Genomic DNA, 17916 nt, shown 5'->3' with positions numbered 1-17916 from the left:
TTGATGACCCAACCTGTCGCACAGTGTGTCCATGGAATTGATGTCACCCGTGGACGCCTTGTTCTTGTCGGCCGAATCGCGCGAACATCCGCTCCACGTCGGCGCGCTGCAACTGTTCCAGCCACCGAAAGGTGCGGGACGCGCGTTCGCGCGGGAAGTCCACCGGGCGATGCTGGAGTGTTCCGACATAGCTCCGCTGTTCCGTAGACGCCCCAGCTCGTTTCATGGTGCGCTGACCAACCTCGGCTGGACACACGACGACGATGTCGACCTCGGCTACCACGTGCGCCGCTCCGCGCTACCCGCACCGGGCCGGGTCCGTGACCTGCTCGAGCTCACCTCGCGCCTGCACGCGAATCTGCTCGACCGGCACCGCCCCCTGTGGGAAACGCACGTGATCGAAGGCCTTCGAGACGGACGGCTGGCGGTCTACTCCAAGATGCATCACGCCCTGGTGGACGGGGTCTCCGGCCTGACGCTGATGCGCCGATCTCTGAACACCGATCCCGACGACGCGGCCGTCCGCGCGACGTGGACTCCGGCGCCTCGACGCGGCAGGCGGGAATCCCGCGGACTCCTGCAACAGGCCGGCTCTGTCGTGGGATCGCTTGCAGGACTTGGTCCCTCGACGCTGCGTTTGGCGCGGGCGGCACTTGTGGAGCAGCAACTCACGCTGCCGTTCGGCACGCCGCGCAGTATGCTCAACGTCCCCGTCGGGGGAGCGCGCCGCTGTGCCGCACAGTCCTGGGAGTTGGACCGCGTCAAAGAGATCAAAGATGTTGCGGGAGTGAGCCTCAACGACGTCGTGCTGGCGATGTGCGCGGGTGCGCTGCGGGGCTATCTGGATGAATACGACGCGTTGCCGGACACGCCGCTGGTGGCGATGGTTCCGGTCAGCCTGCGAAACGAGCGAGACGCGCCGGGCGGCAACATGGTTGGTGCGGTGCTGTGCAATCTGGCCACCCACCTCGACGATCCGGCGGAGCGCCTGCACGCGATCCACACCTCGATGCGCGACAACAAGCAGGTGTTGTCGCAGCTTCCGCGCGCCCAGGCGCTGGCGTTGTCGCTGCTGCTGCTGAGTCCCGCGGCGCTCAACACGCTGCCGGGACTGGCCAGGGCCACGCCGCCGCCGTTCAATGTGTGCATCTCCAACGTGCCCGGCGTGGCCGAGCCGCGGTACCTCAACGGTGCTCGCCTGCTGGGCAATTACCCGATGTCGCTGACGCTCAACGGTCAGGCGCTGAACATCACCCTGACCAGCACCGAGGACAGCCTCGACTTCGGGCTGGTGGGCTGCCGGCGCGGCATCCCGCATTTGCAGCGGCTGCTCAGTCACCTGGAGACGTCGCTGAAGGAGCTGCAGCGGGCTGTGGGCCTCTGACGACCGAGCGGGTCAGGTTTCGGTAGGACGCCGGCCCAGTGCCGAACCATCGCCTCGACGAACGTGACAGCACGCTCTGCTCGGCGTAGCCGAGTTCCCGGGCCAGGTGCGACAGACTGATACCCGTAGTACGTAGGTAGCGGTCGGCGATGTCTTTGCGTACCTCGTCGACCAGGGCGGCGAAGGTGGTGCCGTGGCCGGCCAGCCTGCGCTGCATCGTTTTCGGATGCAGGTGGAACTGTTCGGCCACTACGTCCAGGGTCGCCGCCCCGGTGGGCAGCAGCTGCCGGACGATCATGCGCACCGATTCCACGATGCCTGCCCCGAGCGGAGTGATGCTGCTCAAATAGTCAACGACGGCACGGTGGGCGAGATCGTCACGGTTGAGCGGGCGGGCCAGATCGGCGGTGCGCACGGTGAAGCCGGCACTGCGTTGGGCGAAGTAGGGCGTAGCACCAAAGTACTTGATATAACTGGCTTTCGGTGTCAGCGGCTCATGCGGCAGGTGCACCGAAAGACTGGCGAAGGTGGCGCCCATGAGCAGCCGGAAGACTCCGAGTGAGACACCCAGTGCCAATTCCATCGTCTGCGGGCATTCGACGGCCTCATCGAGGAGGAAGTCCAGGGCGATGAACGAATGCTGTGGGTCGGTCAGCGTCGCGACGGAGAGCACGATCGCGGGACTGTATGCCGCCATGAAGGTACTGAATATGGCCACCGCGTCGGCCACCGTCGCAGCGGTGCGAGCCGCCACGCCCACCGGTCCCAGAATCTCGATACCCTGGCCCCGGGCCAGTCGTCGCCCGAAATCTGGTGTAGCAGTTGCCTCCGCGGCGGTTTCGAGCGCCCGGATGATAGCCCGGATCGAGATGAACGCGTCATAATTGCCGACATCTTGTTCCCGGATGCCGGTGGCACGCAGCAGCGCTGCCGGGTCACCACCCAATGCGGCGACCAGCGTCGGGTAGTTCGAGAGCGCGGTCCCGCGTACCACCGACATGTCTGGTTATTGTGTCAGCCCGAGATCGGTAACCGGTGGGACTAACGACCCCAATTTTCCGCACACCTTCGCTCTGCGCCGGAATCTCGGGGTGTAATAGCGGGCATGGAACTGATGATGCCCACCGACTCGATGTTTCTGTTCACCGAATCGCGGGAGCATCCGCTGCACGTGGGTGGTTTGTCGCTGTTCCAGCCCCCGGAAGGGGCCGGCCCGGAGTTCGTCCGGGAGTTCTACGACAAGCTGGTCGCCAACGAGGAGTTCCAGCCGACGTTCCGCAAGCACCCGGCGACGATCGGCGGTGGCATCGCGCGGGTTGCCTGGGCCTACGACGACGAGGTCGATGTCGACTACCACGTCCGGCGCTCGGCCCTGCCGTCACCGGGCCGGGTGCGCGATCTGCTCGAGCTCACCTCGCGGTTGCACACCAGCTTGCTGGACCGGCACCGCCCGTTGTGGGAACTGCACGTCGTGGAGGGACTCAACGACGGCCGCTTTGCCATGTACACGAAGATGCACCATGCCCTGATCGACGGTGTCTCGGCGGTGAAGTTGATGCAGCGCACCATGTCGACCGACCCGGACGATACGCAGGTCAAGGCGATGTGGAATCTGCCGCGACCACCCCAGCCGCCCAAGTCGTCGTCGGACGGCGGCGGCTCGAACCCGCTGAGTTCCCTGGTCAAGATGGCGGGATCCGTTGTGGGAGTTGCCCCGTCAACCTTGAAGCTGGCCCGTGCCGCGCTGTTCGAGCAGCAGTTGACGCTGCCGTTCGCCGCGCCGCACACCATGTTGAACGTCAAGGTCGGGGGAGCCCGCCGGTGCGCCGGTCAGTCCTGGTCGCTGGACCGCGTCAAGGGCGTCAAGGAGGCGGCCGGCGTGACGGTCAACGACGCGGTGCTGGCGATGTGCGCCGGCGCGTTGCGCTACTACCTGCTCGAACAGGACGCGTTGCCGGACTCCCCGCTGGTTGCCATGGTGCCGGTCAGCCTGCGTTCGGAAGCCGATGCCGACAGCGGCGGCAACAAGGTGGGCAGCATCCTGTGCAACCTGGCCACCAACGTCGAGGATCCCGCCACGCGGCTGCAGATCATCGGCGACTCGATGCGCCGCAACAAGAAGGTGCTCGCCGAGTTGCCCTCCTACCAAGTGATGGCCCTTTCGGCGCTGAACATGGCGCCGTTGACGCTCGCGGGTGTGCCGGGCTTCCTCTCTGCGGTGCCGCCACCGTTCAACATCGTCATCTCGAACGTGCCCGGGGTCGGTGACCCGCTGTACTACGGCGGGGCACGGCTGGACGGCAGCTACCCGCTGTCCAACATCCCCGACGGTCAGGCGCTGAATATCACTCTGGTCAACAACGGCGGCAACCTGGACTTCGGGCTGGTCGGGTGCCGCCGCAGCGTGCCGCACCTGCAGCGACTGCTGGCCCACCTGGAGACCTCGTTGAAGGACTTGGAGCAGGCCGTCGGGGTCTGACCGCAATGCCGAAGCTGAGCGCGGGTCTGCTGTTGTACCGCACACGCGCCGGCGTCGTCGAGGTGCTGATCGCGCACCCGGGCGGGCCGTTCTGGGCGCGCAAGGACGAGGGCGCCTGGTCGATCCCGAAGGGCGAACACGCAACAGGCGACGATCCCTGGGCGGCGGCGCAGCGCGAATTCGCCGAAGAGCTCGGGTTGCCGGTGCCCGCCGGCCCGCGACTGGAGATCGGGTCGGTCAAGCAACCCAGTGGCAAGGTGGTGACGGTTTTCGCGGTCGACGCCGATTTGGACATCAGCGACGCGCGCAGCAACACCTTCGAGATCGAGTGGCCGCGCGGCTCGGGGCGCATGCGCGAATTCCCGGAGGTGGACCGTGTCGACTGGTTACCGGTGGCCCTGGCCCGCGACAAGCTGCTCAAGGGTCAGCGGGTTTTCCTGGATCGGTTGATGGCCCACCCGGAGCTGGCAGGATTATCGGAGGGCGACTGAGCGTCGCCGCCGATTTCGCCGCAGCACCGCCAGCAGCACGACCGCCACCACGATGACAGTCAGCGCGAACCCGGCGAGGACGAGCTCTAGCGGGAAAACGACGTCGTCATTGACCACGATCACCTGCCGGTACGGATCGTCGTTGGCGGCGTTGCCGAAGGTGAAATCCGACGTGATCGACGACGTGCGCGCGATGTCCATCTGTGCCTTGGTCAGATAGGAGCCGTGGTTGGCGGCCAGTTCGCGCAACAGGGGGTCGTGCACCGCGGCGGCGATGTTGCCGGCGAACCCGACTGTGGTTGTCTGCGTGGCCTTGTCGGCATCGGTGCGCTGCTGGCGGTGATCGGCCAGGGTGAAGACGGTGACATGTTGCGGGTCCGGCGCGGCGACCGAGAGACGCATCGGGTACACCAGGGTCGGTGACCCAAAGGTCAGCCGCACCGGATCGAGTCCGCCCACGATCGGTGCGGTGCTGGTGAGCCGCATTGCCACGAAAGACCAGCCGTCCCGCACATAGGGGCTCATCGCCTGCAGCACCGCCGCTTTGATGGCATAACCGTTGTCGCTCAACCAGTTCTGCAGCCCGGTCAGGTCACCACCGGCCAGCGTGGTGGCCTCCAGTGGGCCCAGGTGCACCTGATTGACCACGTTTGGTGCGCCGCTCGCGGCGCCCGGCCTCGCCCCTTCGAGGGGAGCGCGGGTGTTGCCCCCCAGTGTCCAGTGCCGCTGGTGTCGGATCTGCGGGGCGGTGAGCTGCTCAAGTTCGGTGAAGGTCGCTTTGTCGGCCGCCGCAACGGTGGCGGGTGTGGGAGTGGGCACCACCAGCGCGACATGATCGGTGGTGGCGTCCATTGCCAGCTGCATCACCATCGTCTCGGTGGCGCCATCCCAATGCACAAGTGCCACTTCGTGGTTCATGGTCGCATCGGCCCCGCCCGGCGCGATGGCCGCGCCGCAGGCGCACGCATGGCTAGGCGCCGACAAGATCGGCATGGCTGTGAGAACAGCCACCACAATCCCGAACCGGCACACCCGACGCACCGCCACCCCGACGATGCTAGCGCAGGCACAATGGCTTTCGTGTCGCTTACCGAACCAACCGAAGCGCAGACGTTGCTGTTGCGGCTGCTGGACCAGGCCACCCGGGCGGACCCGTACCCGGTGTGCGCCGAATTGCGTGACCTGGGCCCACTGACGCTGCCAGGTGGAGAGTCGGTGTTGTTCTCGACCTACCGGGACTGTGACGACGTGTTGCGGCATCCGTTGTCGAGTAGCGATCACCTGCGGTCGTCGGCCGCCCGCCGGATGCTCGAGGCGGATCCGTCGATGCGCCCGGAAGTGCCGCCGGGATTCCTGTTCCTCGATCCGCCCGATCACACCCGGCTGCGCAAGCTGGTCGGCAAGGCGTTCGCGCCGAAGGTGGTGGCAGGACTGCGGCCGGAAATCGACGCGCTGGTGGGCGGGCTGCTCGACCGGATCGCGGAGCAGGGCGGTTTTGATGTGGTGGCCGACTTCGCCTACCCGCTGCCCGTGGCCGTGATCTGCCGCCTGCTCGGCGTGCCGATCGAGGACGAGCCACACTTCAGCCGCGCGTCGGCGGTGCTGGCCAAGTCCCTGGACCCGTTCTTCAGCGAAGATCAGGCCGACGAGCTGGACGAGCAGATGGATGCCGCCGCGGGCCTGCGGGACTACCTGCATGGCCTGGTCGCGCGGCGCCGGTCGAAGCCCGGCGCTGACCTGCTGTCAGGGCTGGTCGCCGTGAACGAATCAGGCGATCAGCTCACCGAGGAGGAGATCGTATCGACGTGCTTGCTGCTGTTGGTAGCCGGGCACGAGACCACGGTGAACCTGATCGGCAACGTCATCCTCGCATTGCTACGTGACGGCCGGCAGTGGGCGGCGCTGAGCGCCGACCCCGGCCGTGCCCCCTCGATCGTCGAGGAGACCCTTCGCTACGACCCTCCGGTCCAACAACTCACGCGAATTGCGCTCGACGACATCAGGATTGGGGACACCCCGGTAGCCGAGGGGGACATGATGATATTGCTGCTGGCCGCCGCGCACCGCGATCCCGCCGAGTACCACCGGCCGGACACCTTCGACCCGGACCGGGGCACGTTGCGGCACTTGGGGTTCGGGCGTGGCGTCCACTACTGCCTGGGCGCCCCGCTAGCGCGGCTGGAAGCCACGGTGGCGTTGTCGGCGCTGGCTGCCCGCTTCCCGGATGCGCGGTTGGCGGGCGAACCGCTGTACAAGCCGAACGTCACCCTGCGGGGATTGTCGGCGTTGACGGTCGCGGTCTAGGCGCCGTTGCGTCCCGGCCGGCCCCCGGCCATGTTGATCATCAGGGGTATGGGAGTCGCGACCGGCCGGAGCGCTTCGGCCTCTTGGTAGACGCCGATGGTGTACTCGCCCGTCGTCTCGATCGCGAACGACAGCTGTGGGGTGAAGCAACGGTACTTCGACGGCTTGTCCTCGTCCGGCCACTGCCAGGCCGAACGGACGGTGCCCCGGATGGTCCCGCCGGGGTCTTTGCACACGATGAACAGCTCGGGATCGAAATCACCACCCGAGGGCGCGTGCACCACCAGAACGAGGGGGACCGTCAGCCACACCGGGGTCTGGTTCACCTCATAGCTGGTGATCGGCACGCGGGTCGCGTCGATCGCGGAATCGTCGATGTTGGCGGAGCCCGCCACGAGCAAAGCTGCTACATGCATCACGACATCTTAAGGGTGTCGGGCTCAAGCGCCAGACTATTCGGCAGGCTCGGTGAAAGTTGTTTCGCCGACGCCGCCGCTGCCGTCGGCGGGCGGCTCGGGCTCGGTCAACAGGATCGACATCGGCACCGGCGTGGACAGCTCGAACTTGCCGTCGGCGTCGTAGTACACGCCGAGGGTGTACTCGCCTTCGGTCTCCACCGGGAAGGAGAGTTCCTGGGTGAAGCACCGGTACTTGGACGCGCGGTTACCGTCGTCCGGCCAGTGCCACGCCGCCCGCAACGATCCGCGGGCGGCCCCCGACGGGTCCTTGCAGACGACGTGAATCTCCGGGTCGTAGTCGCCACCCGCCGGCGCGTGGACCACCAGAACGACCGGTACCGTTGCCCACAAAGGCATTTGATCCACCTGGAACCACGCCATGGGTATCGACGTGGCGTTGATGGCGCCCTGTTCGTTGAACGCGGCGCTACGCGGAACGAACAGCGCGGAGACGTGCAGCATTTCGATATCTTAAGGGCCGTAGGCGCCCAGGACCGTCATTGCTTGCGCAGCGCATGCCACGCCAGGTCGGCGATCGCCACGCAGTAAGCGTCGTCGACGGGGCCCTCCATATAGAGACTCCGAACGTAAATGGGGGCCGTCACGATCTGGATGGCCGCCACGGTGGGCACGCCCTCGCGGACTTCCCCACGCGCCCTGGCCCGGTCCATGACCGAGCGAATGACACTGAAACGATGCTGCCAGAACATCATTCGCGTCTCACCGTCGTGATGACCGGCACGGCTGTCCATCACCATCACCCGACTGAAGGTGCGGCCGATGGGGGTGTTGACATCCCCGGCGATGGCGCGGGCGAGGGCGAGGAGGTCGCCGCGTAACGAGCCGGTGTCCAACGTCGCGCGGAAAACTTCGGCATCGCGGACGGCGGCATCGACAATCAGTTGTTGGCGATTGCCCCAATAGTGGTAGATGGTCGCCACGTCCAGGTGGTGCCGCTCCGCCATGGCTTCCACGCTGAATCTCTCGACCCCCCAACGTGCCAGCTCGTCGAGCACGGCGGGCATCACCCGCGCGCGCAAATCCGTGGGGATGGCGGCCGGGGATACGTCCGGTCTCTGCCACGGCCGCATGTGCTCTACCGTACGACGCGGCGCTGCCGAGGAGAACTACTTCTTGCCAAGCCCGGGCACAATGTCGTCCAGGCTGAACATCATCGGTTGTTCCAGCTGTTCGTAGGTGCAGGAGCGCGGGTCGCGGTCGGGACGCCACCGGTTGAACTGGGCGGTGTGGCGAAACCGCGCACCCTCCATGTGGTCGTAACGCACCTCGACCACCCGCTCGGGGCGCAGCGGTACGAACGAGAGATCCTTACCCGCGTTCCAGCGGGATCCCTCGTTCTTGCGGGGAGTGCGTTCACCGGCTTCGTGCGCCGCCCAGTTCCAGGGATGGTCGTCGAGGCTGGTGACCAGCGCCTGCAGTTCGGTGAACAGCCGTCGGCGCTCGGCCATCGGGAAGGCGCCGATCACGCCCACCGAGGCGAGCCGGCCGTCGTCCTGGTACAACCCGAGCAGCACCGAGCCCACCGCGTCGCTGCCGGACTTGTGCACCCGGTAGCCGGCGACCACGCAGTCGGCGGTCCGTTCGTGCTTGATCTTGAACATGACCCGCTTGTCGGGCTGATAGGTCACGGTCAGCGGCTTGGCGATCAAGCCGTCCAGACCGGCGCCCTCGAACTCTTCGAACCAGCGCTGTGCGACAGCCCGGTCCGTGGTCGCCGGGGTGAGGTGAATCGAGGGGCCGGCCGGGCCCAGCGCGTCGACGAGTGCCGCGCGCCGCTCGCTGAACGGGCGCCCGGTGTAGTCGTCATCGCCCAGCGCCAATAGGTCGAACGCGATGAACGAGGCCGGAGTCTGCTCGGCGAGCATCCGCACCCGCGAATCGGCCGGGTGGATACGTTGTTGCAGCGCTTCGAAATCCAGGCCGTGATGGGTGCCGCGGGTTGTGGCGATGACGATCTCGCCGTCGATGACGCAGCGGGGCGGCAATTCGGACCGGACCGCGGCGACCAGCTCGGGAAAGTAGCGCGTCAACGGCCGCTCGTTGCGGCTGCCCAGCTCCACCTCCTCGTCGTCGCGAAAGCAGATAGACCGGAACCCATCCCACTTCGGCTCGTACGACGCGTCCGGCGGGATCGCCTTGACTGACTTGGCCAACATCGGTGAAACCGGCGGCATCACAGGTAAGTCCATGTATTCATTCTGGCGTGCGGCATGCTGGACTGTGGATATGGCTGCTGCAGCAGAAGAAATCGACATCGACGGCATCGCCGTCCGGGTGACCAATCGGGACAAGGTCTACTTTCCCGGTCTCGGCCGTCACGGCACCAAGGGACGGCTGATCGATTACTACGCGGCCGTCTCCCGGGGGCCGATGCTCGCTCCACTGCGCGACCGTCCCACTCATCTGCAGCGTTTTCCCGACGGCATCGACGGCGAGGAGATCTACCAGAAACGGGTGCCCCAGCATCATCCCGAATACCTCGAGACATGTCGGGTGACGTTCCCGTCCGGTCGGACCGCGGACGCGCTGAAGGTCACCCACCCGGCCGCGATCGTATGGGCGGCGCAGATGGGCACGATCACCCTGCACCCCTGGCAGGTGCGGTGCCCGGACACCGAGCACCCCGACGAGCTGCGTATCGACCTGGACCCGCAACCGGGCACCGGGTTCGACGAAGCCCGGACCGTCGCGGTTGACGTGCTGCGGCCGCTGCTCGATGAACTCGGGCTGACGGGTTACGCGAAGACCTCCGGTGGACGCGGAGTGCACGTGTTCCTGCGGATCGCCACGGACTGGGACTTCGTCGCGGTGCGCCGGGCCGGTATCGCGCTGGCCCGCGAGGTCGAACGCCGGGCCCCGGATCGGGTGACCACCTCCTGGTGGAAGGAGGAACGTGGCCAGCGGATCTTCATCGACTTCAACCAGAACGCCCGCGATCGCACCATGGCGTCGCCGTACTCGGTGCGACGAACCCCGATCGCGACCGTTTCGATGCCGCTGTCCTGGGACGACCTGGCCGGCGCCGACCCGGACGACTACACCATGGCCACCGTCCCCGACCTCGTCGCGCGCCGCGACGATCCCTGGGCCGGCATGGACGACGACGCGCAGTCGATCGCGGTGTTGCTGGACATGTCCGACGCAGACGAGGAGCACGGGCTTGGTGACATGCCGTACCCGCCGAACTATCCCAAGATGCCGGGCGAACCCAAGCGGGTGCAGCCGTCGCGGGATACCGATCGCAGTAGGAAAAACAAAGAGGAGTGATGTGCCGCTGTCGCTAGCGCGGCACGTGGTTGCCTGGTGTTGACATTGTGTGCCTAGTCCACTCCCGCCCGGCTGAAGACTTGAAGATCGTCGTTCGCGGAGCCTGCGATTGGCTGCAGATCAACCTTGAAATACCCCACAGTCGTTGCGGTCTCAGACCCGCCGTGCGTAACTCATCGGGCCGCCGATAACCCAAACGCCACTGGTGCTTTCACCGACGTGTTACTCAGTGGCGCGGGACACCCCCAGCCCGGGACACCGACCGCAAGTGTCAACGCCCCTGACATTGTCAGATGGCGGAGGAGGATGCTTGGCCGTCGATCCCGAAGATGCCAGGCGAACCGAAGCGGGTGCAGCCGAGCGTTCACTGACCACGTCAGCGTTAACGACACAAACAGACCAGAGCTGCGGGCATTGGTCGGTCAGGTATGTCTGTAGCAGGTGACGAAGTGGGTGGTCCCCAGCATGGATCGTCTGCCGGACTTGGTTAGACAGATCGATTCTGTCCAGGCACCTGTCCAGATTGGCTGGAGCACACATCGACACCACCGAACCTGCGCTCGGACCTCTCGATTAACGGGGTCCTTAATACGGTCCGTTCGTTCAAGAGTTGGGAAGACTTAGTTGCCTGACGAGACGCCGTACCTCGTGCGTGTAGGCGAGTTGCAGGAAGCTGCCGCAAAGCTCCTATTCACCGGTTTGCCGTCGGAGGGTTGGCAAAGGTACGAACTCTCGTATATGGAGGCGGGCCCTGTCGGGGAAATCGTTTCGGAAGTCGAAGACGACGCTGGCGGGAAGACTCGTGTACCCGCTCCGAAGACCTTAAATAATTTATTGAAACAGCTGCGGGCAGAAATGGCTACTCCGGGCAAAGGGGCGTGGCTATCGGCCCACATCACCGTCGAGCGCTCAGGAGATTACAAATTCTTCTACAACTACGATGAACGCCCTCAGTGGCGCTTCGCTCCTACAGATGATGGCTATATCGAAGACCTTCAGCAATATCCTCGTTCACCGCAGTCGATCCCAGACTGGTATCCGCGCTCTGCGCAGCCTAGAAACGGGGATTGATTGCTGACCGGCTCTCAATCTAGTGGATCGCGTTGCAGTCGCCGGTGGGCCCAGCTCTCGAACATATCGAAGCTGCGGCTGATTGAGGCGATACTCAGTACCCGAAGACCGCAAGGAGAATAACCCGCCCGGCTACCCGGACCCGCTTATTCTGTGGGCCGGGGATACGTGAAGCGGGTGACATGGACCTTCATCTGGCGGACAAGATCGCCGTTGTTACCGGCGCCAGCAAAGGCATCGGTCTGGCGGTGACGAAAGCGCTCGTCGGCGCGGGCGCCCATGTGGTGGCCGGTTCCCGAACCCCCGGCAAGGAACTGCCCGCGATGGAAGAGGCCGGGCAGGTGACCTACGTGTCGGTGGACCTGTCCCGGCCACAGCACGCGGAAGAATTGATCGGCGCCGCTGCGCGTCGCGGCGGGATCGACCTCCTGGTCAACAATGTCGGCAGCGCAACGCCGCGCCCGGGCGGCTTCGTCGGCATCACCGACGGCGACTGGCAGGCGTCCTGGGATCTCAACATGATGGGAATCGTGCGGCCCACCCGCGCCGCGCTGCCGCAGATCCAACGGCGCGGTGGTGGTTCTATCGTGATCATCGGGTCGATCAATGCCTATTACCCCGGCGCGGTGACCTACGACTATTGCGCCACCAAGGCCGCCGTCACCAACCTTGCCAAGGCGTTGTCAAAAGAGTTGGGGCCGTTGAATATTCGAGTCAACTCGATCAGCCCGGGACTGGTGTTGACTGAAAAGTGGACCGAGGACGGCCTGGCGGAGGGGCTGGCCGAGGCGAACGGCGAGCCCGCCCAGGACGTGCTGGCCAACATCCTCGAGGACACTCCCACCGGCCGATTCACTACCCGGGAGCAAGTCGCCGACCTCGTGCTCTTTCTGGCCAGTGAGCGTGCTGGCAACATCAACGGGTCCGACTACCGCATCGACGGCGGGTTTGTGCCCACGCTCTGAGCGACAGGCTTCCTGAACCGACGAGATCGTGGCTCCCCAAGAGCGGGACATCATTCGGTCGAAGTTGCAAATCGGAAGTTAGCTGCTCGCAGGTAAATAAATACCGGTGGCGTTTTCTGGGCGGCGTCAGGCCATTACACGAATTCATCTCATTGTTAGACACAAGACTCGCGTTAGCTCTATATCGTCCCAGCTCATAGCCGGTCTATGAGACGTCAGTCCGGCGGCTCCGTAGGGTATCCGTCGCAATTTGTTCGAACCTGTTGACCTGCAGAAAATCGCCGGTCATCCTCGTTCGAAGATTTTGCGGCATTGGTTTCTCGGAGGTGCGAAATGTCGTTCGTCAGTGCGGCGCCGGAGCTGGTTTCGGTGGCGGCTTTGGACTTGTCGGCTATCGGAGCGTCGGTCACCAAAGCCAACGCGGCCGCGGCGGGCTCGACCGCGACGCTATTGGCCGCCGGCGCGGACGAGGTGTCGGCGGCCATTGCGGCGCTGCTGGGCGAGCACGGGCAGGCATATCAGGCGATCAGCGCGAAAGTCGCTTCGTTCCAACATCGATTTGTGCAGGCTCTCAATGTGGGGGCAGGCGCCTATGCCACCGCGGAGGCGGCCAATGCCGCGTCGTTACAGTCCCTCGAGCAGCACGTCCTGAGTGCGATCAACGCGCCCTTCGACGCGTTGTTGGGGCGCCCGCTGATCGGCAACGGCAGAGCTGGCACCCCCGGGACCGGCCAGGCCGGAGGGCCGGGCGGGATCTTGTGGGGTAACGGGGGTCATGGCGGGTCCGGGGCGGCGGGGCAAAACGGCGGTGCCGGCGGGTCGGCGGGGCTGTTCGGTCATGGCGGAACTGGCGGGGCCGGCGGAGTGGGGCTGGTCGGCAAGACCGGTGCTGTGGGTCAGACGGGTGGTCCCGGCGGTATGGGTGGGGCCGGCGGCATCGGCGGCCAGGGCGGGCTGCTGTTCGGAAGCGGCGGCCACGGTGGTGGCGGTGGCGCCGGGGGAACTGGTGGGGTCGGGGGCCCGCCCAATGCTTCAGGCGTGTTCGGTGCCGGTGGGAAGGGCGGCACCGGCGGAATAGGCGGCGGGGGTGGCGCGCCCGGATTGTTCGGGAGCGCCGGTCACGCGGGCGTCACCGGCGCAACCGGGGCCGACGGCGCTACCGGCAGCGCCACCGGATTCGCGGTCGGCCCCTTCGTCAACAACACCGGTCTGCCCAACAGTCAGATCTACCTGACCGCGCTCGGGCAGACGTCACCCGGTCAGTGGTCGTGGATCGACCAGAACGGCGTTGCCCACGCAATCGACCACAACTCCGCGAATGCCTCCGATCACCTCACGCACAACGGGGTGAATTACGCCAATATGTCGTTCACCCTCGACCAGACGGGCAACTTCTCGATTCCGTCCGAGTTTCAGGGCGGCCGGATATTTATGTCGGTGGAGCAGCCGCTGTATATCGGCATCAGCTCCGACAATTTGGGCTGGGTCGGCCTGGACCCCGCGAATCCTCTTGATCCCAACTACAACACGGTTTACGACTGGTACGAACTGACCTACAAATACGGCGCAATTCCCTTCGGCGGCAACACAACGCAGGTGGACCAGTTCGGCCTGCCGTTCACCTTCACGCTGACTCAGGATTCCACCGGGTTCTCAGATACCCGTGGCATCACCCTGTCGAGGGATCAACTGTTCCATCAGTACACGACCACCCTCCCCGCCGAGTTCCAGTCACTGATCGTCAACGATGGCACCGGCAACCCGCTGCGAATTCTGGCCCCGCGCACCGCTCAACCCGGTGGACTCGCTACCTGGCTCGACCCGGCGATAAACAACTTCTGGTCGACTTATCAGACCCACCCATTCTCGTACGACGGCCCCGGCTACACGGTGACCGGCAACGTCGACGCCGCCGGCCAATTCGTCTACAACCTGACCCCTGACGGGGGCAGCGCCACGAGCTACACGATGGTCAAACCCACGACGGCGCAAACCTTCGCTGCCAATGGTCCTTTCGTCGGCATTGGTCAACAGGGGGCGTTCCTCGCCGAACTCAACGCCGCGTTCAACCGTGGCGTGGCCGATTCTCCCGAGCAGTGGGCCGATGTCGCCGCCTACTATCCGACGGGCGGGCGGTGGAATAACTGGTCACAGTTCTTCCACGCCAACAGCATCGACGGCCTCGCCTACGGCTTCCCCTTCGACGACGTGAACTCCCAGAGTTCGGTGCTGATCCTGGGCAACGCGCTGCCGCCGACCCGGCTGTCATTCGACCTTTCCTAGTGCCCCGCCAGTTGCCGGCGATGGCGCCGCCGTTGGTGGGCTGTCCCAAGACGAGAGGAACTTTCTGATGGTGTACGTGTTGGCCGCGCCGGAGTTACTAGCTTCGGCAGCAACGGATTTGGCCGTCGTCGGCGCGGCGCTGAAGTCCACGAATGTCGCGGTGGCGCTGCCGACGATGCAGTTGCCGGCCGCCGCCGCGGACGAGGTGTCCGCGGCGATTGCCGCGGTATGGGGCGAGTATGGGCAGGCATACCAGGCAATCAGTGCGCAGGCCGGGACCTATCACCGGCGGCTTATGCAGGCACTGAATTCAGCAGCGGGGGCTTACGCGACCGCGGAGGCCGGCAACATCTCGTTGCTCCAGACTTTCGAGCTGGACGTGATGGGCGTGATCAACGCGCCCTTCAACGCGTTGTTGGGACGCCCGTTGATCGGCAAGGGCACCAACGGAGCTGCGGGGACCGGGCAAGCCGGCGGGCCCGGCGGGATCTTGTGGGGTGACGGCGGTGACGGCGGATCCGGGGCGCCGGGACAAACCGGGGGCGCCGGCGGATCGGCGGGATTGTTCGGTACCGGCGGGAGGGGTGGGGCCGGGGGAGCAGGGGTGAGCGGCCCCACCGGCCTTGCGGGTCAGAGCGGTGGCACAGGCGGCATCGGCGGGGCGGGTGGGGCCGGCGGTCACGGTGGGCTGTTGTTCGGCAACGGCGGGGTGGGCGGCTCCGGCGGGGCCGGCGGCACTGGGGGGCTTGCTGGGCCGGCCGGCGGTTCAGGCGCGGTTGGTGCTGGCGGCAACGGCGGCACGGGCGGCCTCGGGGGCGCGGGTGGCGCGGCCGGCCTGTTCGGCCGCGCCGGTCAGGCGGGCGTCAGCGGGAACATCGGTGCCATGGGTGGCGGTACCGGTGGCGGCGCGGGTACTAATGGCTTCACTGAAATCTTCCGCGACGATTTCACCGGCGCCGCGGGTTCGGGCGTCAACCGTCTGAACTGGATATACGACATCGGCACGCAGTACGGATTCGGCAACTCAGCGCCCCAATGGGGCACCTGGGAGATCGAAACGATGACCGACAGCACCCAGAACGTCTACCTCGACGGCAGCGGCCACCTCGCGATCAAGCCGATCAGGGATCCGGCCGGGCACTGGACGTCCGGTCGTATCGAGACGGTGCGCACCGACTTCGCGGCGCCGACCGGCGGCGTGATGCGCATCGAGGCGTCGATTCAGCAGCCCAACGTCAACCCCACTAACGGGCAGGGCTACTGGCCGGCGTTCTGGGCGCTCGGTGAGGCGGCGCGACCCGTTGGCGCCACCAACTGGCCATCGATCGGCGAGATCGACATCATGGAGGCCATCAACGGTCGCGGCTCGGTGTGGTCAACTCTGCACGGCAACGTCTGGGCGGGCGGACCGCCGTTCAACGAGCCCACCGGAATCAGTTCCGGCGAACATGCTGTCCCGAACGCGGGAACGAGCTTTCACAACTACGCTGTCGAATTCGACCGCAGCACCGGCGTCGAGCAGTTGCGCTACTACCTCGATGGCGACAACTACTTCACCATCAACTCCAACCAGGTCTCCGCGACCGACTGGAACAACGCCACCCACCACGGGTTCTTCCTCATCCTGGACGTGGCGATAGGCGGATCCTTCCCGAACGCGTTCGGCGGCCCTCCTACCGGCGCAACGGTTTCCGGGCAGCCGATGCTGGTCGATTACGTCTCGGTGTCCACCAAAGGCTGATCCTGCTGAGGTCTCATCGACACGCTCTGCGCGGACTTTTTCAGCTCTTCGTAGGCATGCTGGGTGTAGTGGGCGAGCCGGGACATGTCGCCGATCGCCGCGGCATTGCCGACGAATCCGAAGTCCATGCTGTCGTGGTAGGACGCCAGCGTGGCGTTCAGCCCGATTGAAGCGGCCAACGCTGACACCGGGTAGATGCCGAGCAGGCGCGCGCCGTTGAGGTAGCGGGTCTCCCTGGCGCCCGCGACGTTGGAGATCACCAGGTTGCACGCGGGGTGGGTGACCCGGTCCAGATGGGTGGAGGAGCCCAGGCCGGCGAGCGCCACCAGTCCCACGGCGTAGGTCATCGCCGCTTCTTTGGACATGGCCGCCAGCTCCTTCTTGGCGGCGGCTACCGAGTCCGTCACTTGCCGGATCCGCTCGGCCATTTCGGCGCCAGGTTCGCCGAGCCGCACGAACAGCGCCGAGACTCGGGTACCGATCGTCGCGTCGTCGCCGCCGCGCAGCGAGACCGGGCACATCGCAATGAACGGGTGCCCGAACGCCCGTCCGGTCTCCCGCAGATACGCGTGAAGTCCCGCGTCGACAATGCTGGCCGCGACGTCGTTGAGGGTGGCCCCGAAGTGGTGGCCGACGTCGTGCATCTCCTCGAGCGGCAGCGACAGCGTCGCGAAGCTGCGCCCGATCTTGAGCGGCTCGTTGGTGGGGGCGTGGTGTGCGGCGAACGGCAGGCTGCCCTCGAGATGGGAGCTGAAGAGGCCGGCGAATACCTTGCGCAAGGCGCTCACCGAAACCTGGTTGAGCGCCCCGACCTGCGTGATCGCGCCGCGGATCGAGTCGGTGATACGCCCGAGCAGCGGTGTCGGCTGATGCGGCGGGGATACCGGGACGTCGAGCGCGAACGCGGGCTTGGGGATGGTCGGTTCGTCGGTCAGGTTCAGGCCGTCGTAGAGCCGCTTGAGTCCTGACTCGCCGTCGATGATGCAGTGGTGGGTCTTGGTGTAGATCGCGAACATCCGGTCCGGCAGTCCGTCGATGATCCAGCAGCGAAACAGCGGACGACTTCGGTCCAGCTGCGCCTCATGCAGGTCGGCAACCAGTCGCAGCAGGTCGTCGTAGCAGGCTCCTTCGGGCAGCGAGAGGTGCTCGACGTGATAGTGCGGGTCCCAGCTGTCCACCTCGCGGAAATGCGGCCCGCCGCGCGCCAGGAGCTCCGGCACGTAGTTGAACGGCGGCGCCGGTGCGCAGGACCGGTAGGAATCCACGATCTCGCGCACCAGGGACTCGTGGCCGGGCCGTTTCTGGAACAGCAGCATGGCTCCGACGTGGGTGGTGCTGCCGGGTGACTCGATCAGCAGCCACGAAAGGTCGAGCGGCGGAATCGGTTTAGTCATCGCACATCTCCTGTCCAAGGGGAGATGGTGCGCGCCACACGCCATGCCCGCGAGGGCA

At 65.9% G+C, this 17916-nt stretch carries 16 protein-coding genes; 9 read left to right on the top strand and 7 right to left on the bottom strand.

The window, feature by feature from the left end:
• Positions 1–40 precede the first annotated feature (40 nt).
• Entirely contained in the window at positions 41–1384 is a 1344-nt protein-coding gene (locus JX552_RS29540) for a WS/DGAT/MGAT family O-acyltransferase (protein ID WP_205878752.1), read from the top strand.
• Here JX552_RS29540 and JX552_RS29535 read toward each other — a convergent pair.
• Positions 1332–2384, bottom strand: coding sequence for an AraC family transcriptional regulator (locus JX552_RS29535; RefSeq protein ID WP_205875336.1), 1053 nt, complete (start codon positions 2382–2384; stop codon positions 1332–1334). The genes JX552_RS29540 and JX552_RS29535 overlap by 53 nt on opposite strands.
• A gap of 105 nt (positions 2385–2489) precedes the next feature.
• On the opposite strand from JX552_RS29535, the gene JX552_RS29530 reads away from it, so the two are divergent.
• Positions 2490–3863, top strand: coding sequence for a WS/DGAT/MGAT family O-acyltransferase (locus tag JX552_RS29530; RefSeq protein WP_205875335.1), 1374 nt, complete (start codon positions 2490–2492; stop codon positions 3861–3863).
• A gap of 5 nt (positions 3864–3868) precedes the next feature.
• Complete coding sequence (locus tag JX552_RS29525) at positions 3869–4354, top strand: NUDIX hydrolase (protein ID WP_205875334.1); 486 nt, start codon at positions 3869–3871, stop codon at positions 4352–4354.
• On the opposite strand, the gene JX552_RS29520 is transcribed toward JX552_RS29525, so the two are convergent.
• A complete protein-coding gene (locus tag JX552_RS29520) occupies positions 4337–5401 on the bottom strand; it encodes a DUF2330 domain-containing protein (protein ID WP_205875333.1) in 1065 nt (354 codons plus the stop codon). The genes JX552_RS29525 and JX552_RS29520 overlap by 18 nt on opposite strands.
• 24 nt (positions 5402–5425) lie before the next feature.
• Here JX552_RS29520 and JX552_RS29515 point away from each other — a divergent pair, with 24 nt between their 5' ends.
• Positions 5426–6658 carry a cytochrome P450 gene (locus JX552_RS29515; RefSeq protein ID WP_205875332.1) on the top strand — a complete coding sequence of 411 codons (1233 nt, stop codon included), beginning with the start codon at positions 5426–5428 and terminating at the stop codon, positions 6656–6658.
• Here JX552_RS29515 and JX552_RS29510 read toward each other — a convergent pair.
• Genes JX552_RS29510 through JX552_RS29495 form a run of 4 tightly spaced genes read right to left on the bottom strand, consistent with a single transcriptional unit; the run spans position 6655 to position 9326 of the window.
• A complete protein-coding gene (locus JX552_RS29510) occupies positions 6655–7074 on the bottom strand; it encodes a hypothetical protein (protein ID WP_205875331.1) in 420 nt (139 codons plus the stop codon). The two genes, JX552_RS29515 and JX552_RS29510, sit on opposite strands and share 4 nt — an antisense overlap.
• Before the next feature lie 36 nt (positions 7075–7110).
• Entirely contained in the window at positions 7111–7578 is a 468-nt protein-coding gene (locus JX552_RS29505) for a hypothetical protein (protein WP_241010770.1), read from the bottom strand.
• Between the two features lie 35 nt (positions 7579–7613).
• Complete coding sequence (locus JX552_RS29500) at positions 7614–8207, bottom strand: TetR/AcrR family transcriptional regulator (protein WP_205875330.1); 594 nt, start codon at positions 8205–8207, stop codon at positions 7614–7616.
• Positions 8208–8243: 36 nt separating this feature from the next.
• Positions 8244–9326, bottom strand: coding sequence for an ATP-dependent DNA ligase (locus tag JX552_RS29495; protein ID WP_205875329.1), 1083 nt, complete (start codon positions 9324–9326; stop codon positions 8244–8246).
• Between the two features lie 37 nt (positions 9327–9363).
• On the opposite strand from JX552_RS29495, the gene JX552_RS29490 reads away from it, so the two are divergent.
• The 5 genes from JX552_RS29490 to JX552_RS33575 all read left to right on the top strand — a co-directional run bounded on the left by JX552_RS29490 (position 9364) and on the right by JX552_RS33575 (position 16464).
• Positions 9364–10404 (top strand): DNA polymerase domain-containing protein, encoded by a 1041-nt coding sequence (locus JX552_RS29490; RefSeq protein WP_205875328.1) that lies wholly within the window; start codon positions 9364–9366, stop codon positions 10402–10404.
• 624 nt (positions 10405–11028) lie between these two features.
• A complete protein-coding gene (locus JX552_RS29485) occupies positions 11029–11475 on the top strand; it encodes a hypothetical protein (protein ID WP_205875327.1) in 447 nt (148 codons plus the stop codon).
• A gap of 182 nt (positions 11476–11657) precedes the next feature.
• Positions 11658–12440: an SDR family NAD(P)-dependent oxidoreductase gene (locus JX552_RS29480; protein WP_205875326.1), complete on the top strand. Its 783-nt coding sequence runs from the start codon at positions 11658–11660 to the stop codon at positions 12438–12440.
• 333 nt (positions 12441–12773) lie between these two features.
• Complete coding sequence (locus JX552_RS29475; protein ID WP_205875325.1) at positions 12774–14723, top strand: glycoside hydrolase family 64 protein; 1950 nt, start codon at positions 12774–12776, stop codon at positions 14721–14723.
• A gap of 67 nt (positions 14724–14790) precedes the next feature.
• On the top strand, positions 14791–16464 hold the full coding sequence (locus JX552_RS33575; RefSeq protein WP_205875324.1) for a PE domain-containing protein: 1674 nt from the start codon (positions 14791–14793) through the stop codon (positions 16462–16464).
• Here JX552_RS33575 and JX552_RS29465 read toward each other — a convergent pair.
• Entirely contained in the window at positions 16437–17858 is a 1422-nt protein-coding gene (locus tag JX552_RS29465; protein ID WP_205875323.1) for a wax ester/triacylglycerol synthase family O-acyltransferase, read from the bottom strand. The two genes, JX552_RS33575 and JX552_RS29465, sit on opposite strands and share 28 nt — an antisense overlap.
• Positions 17859–17916 lie beyond the last annotated feature (58 nt).

The organism is Mycobacterium gordonae (assembly GCF_017086405.1).
Lineage (GTDB): Bacteria > Actinomycetota > Actinomycetes > Mycobacteriales > Mycobacteriaceae > Mycobacterium > Mycobacterium gordonae_D.
Note: the sequence above shows the minus strand (reverse complement) of the source record. Positions and strands in the feature narration are given on the sequence as shown.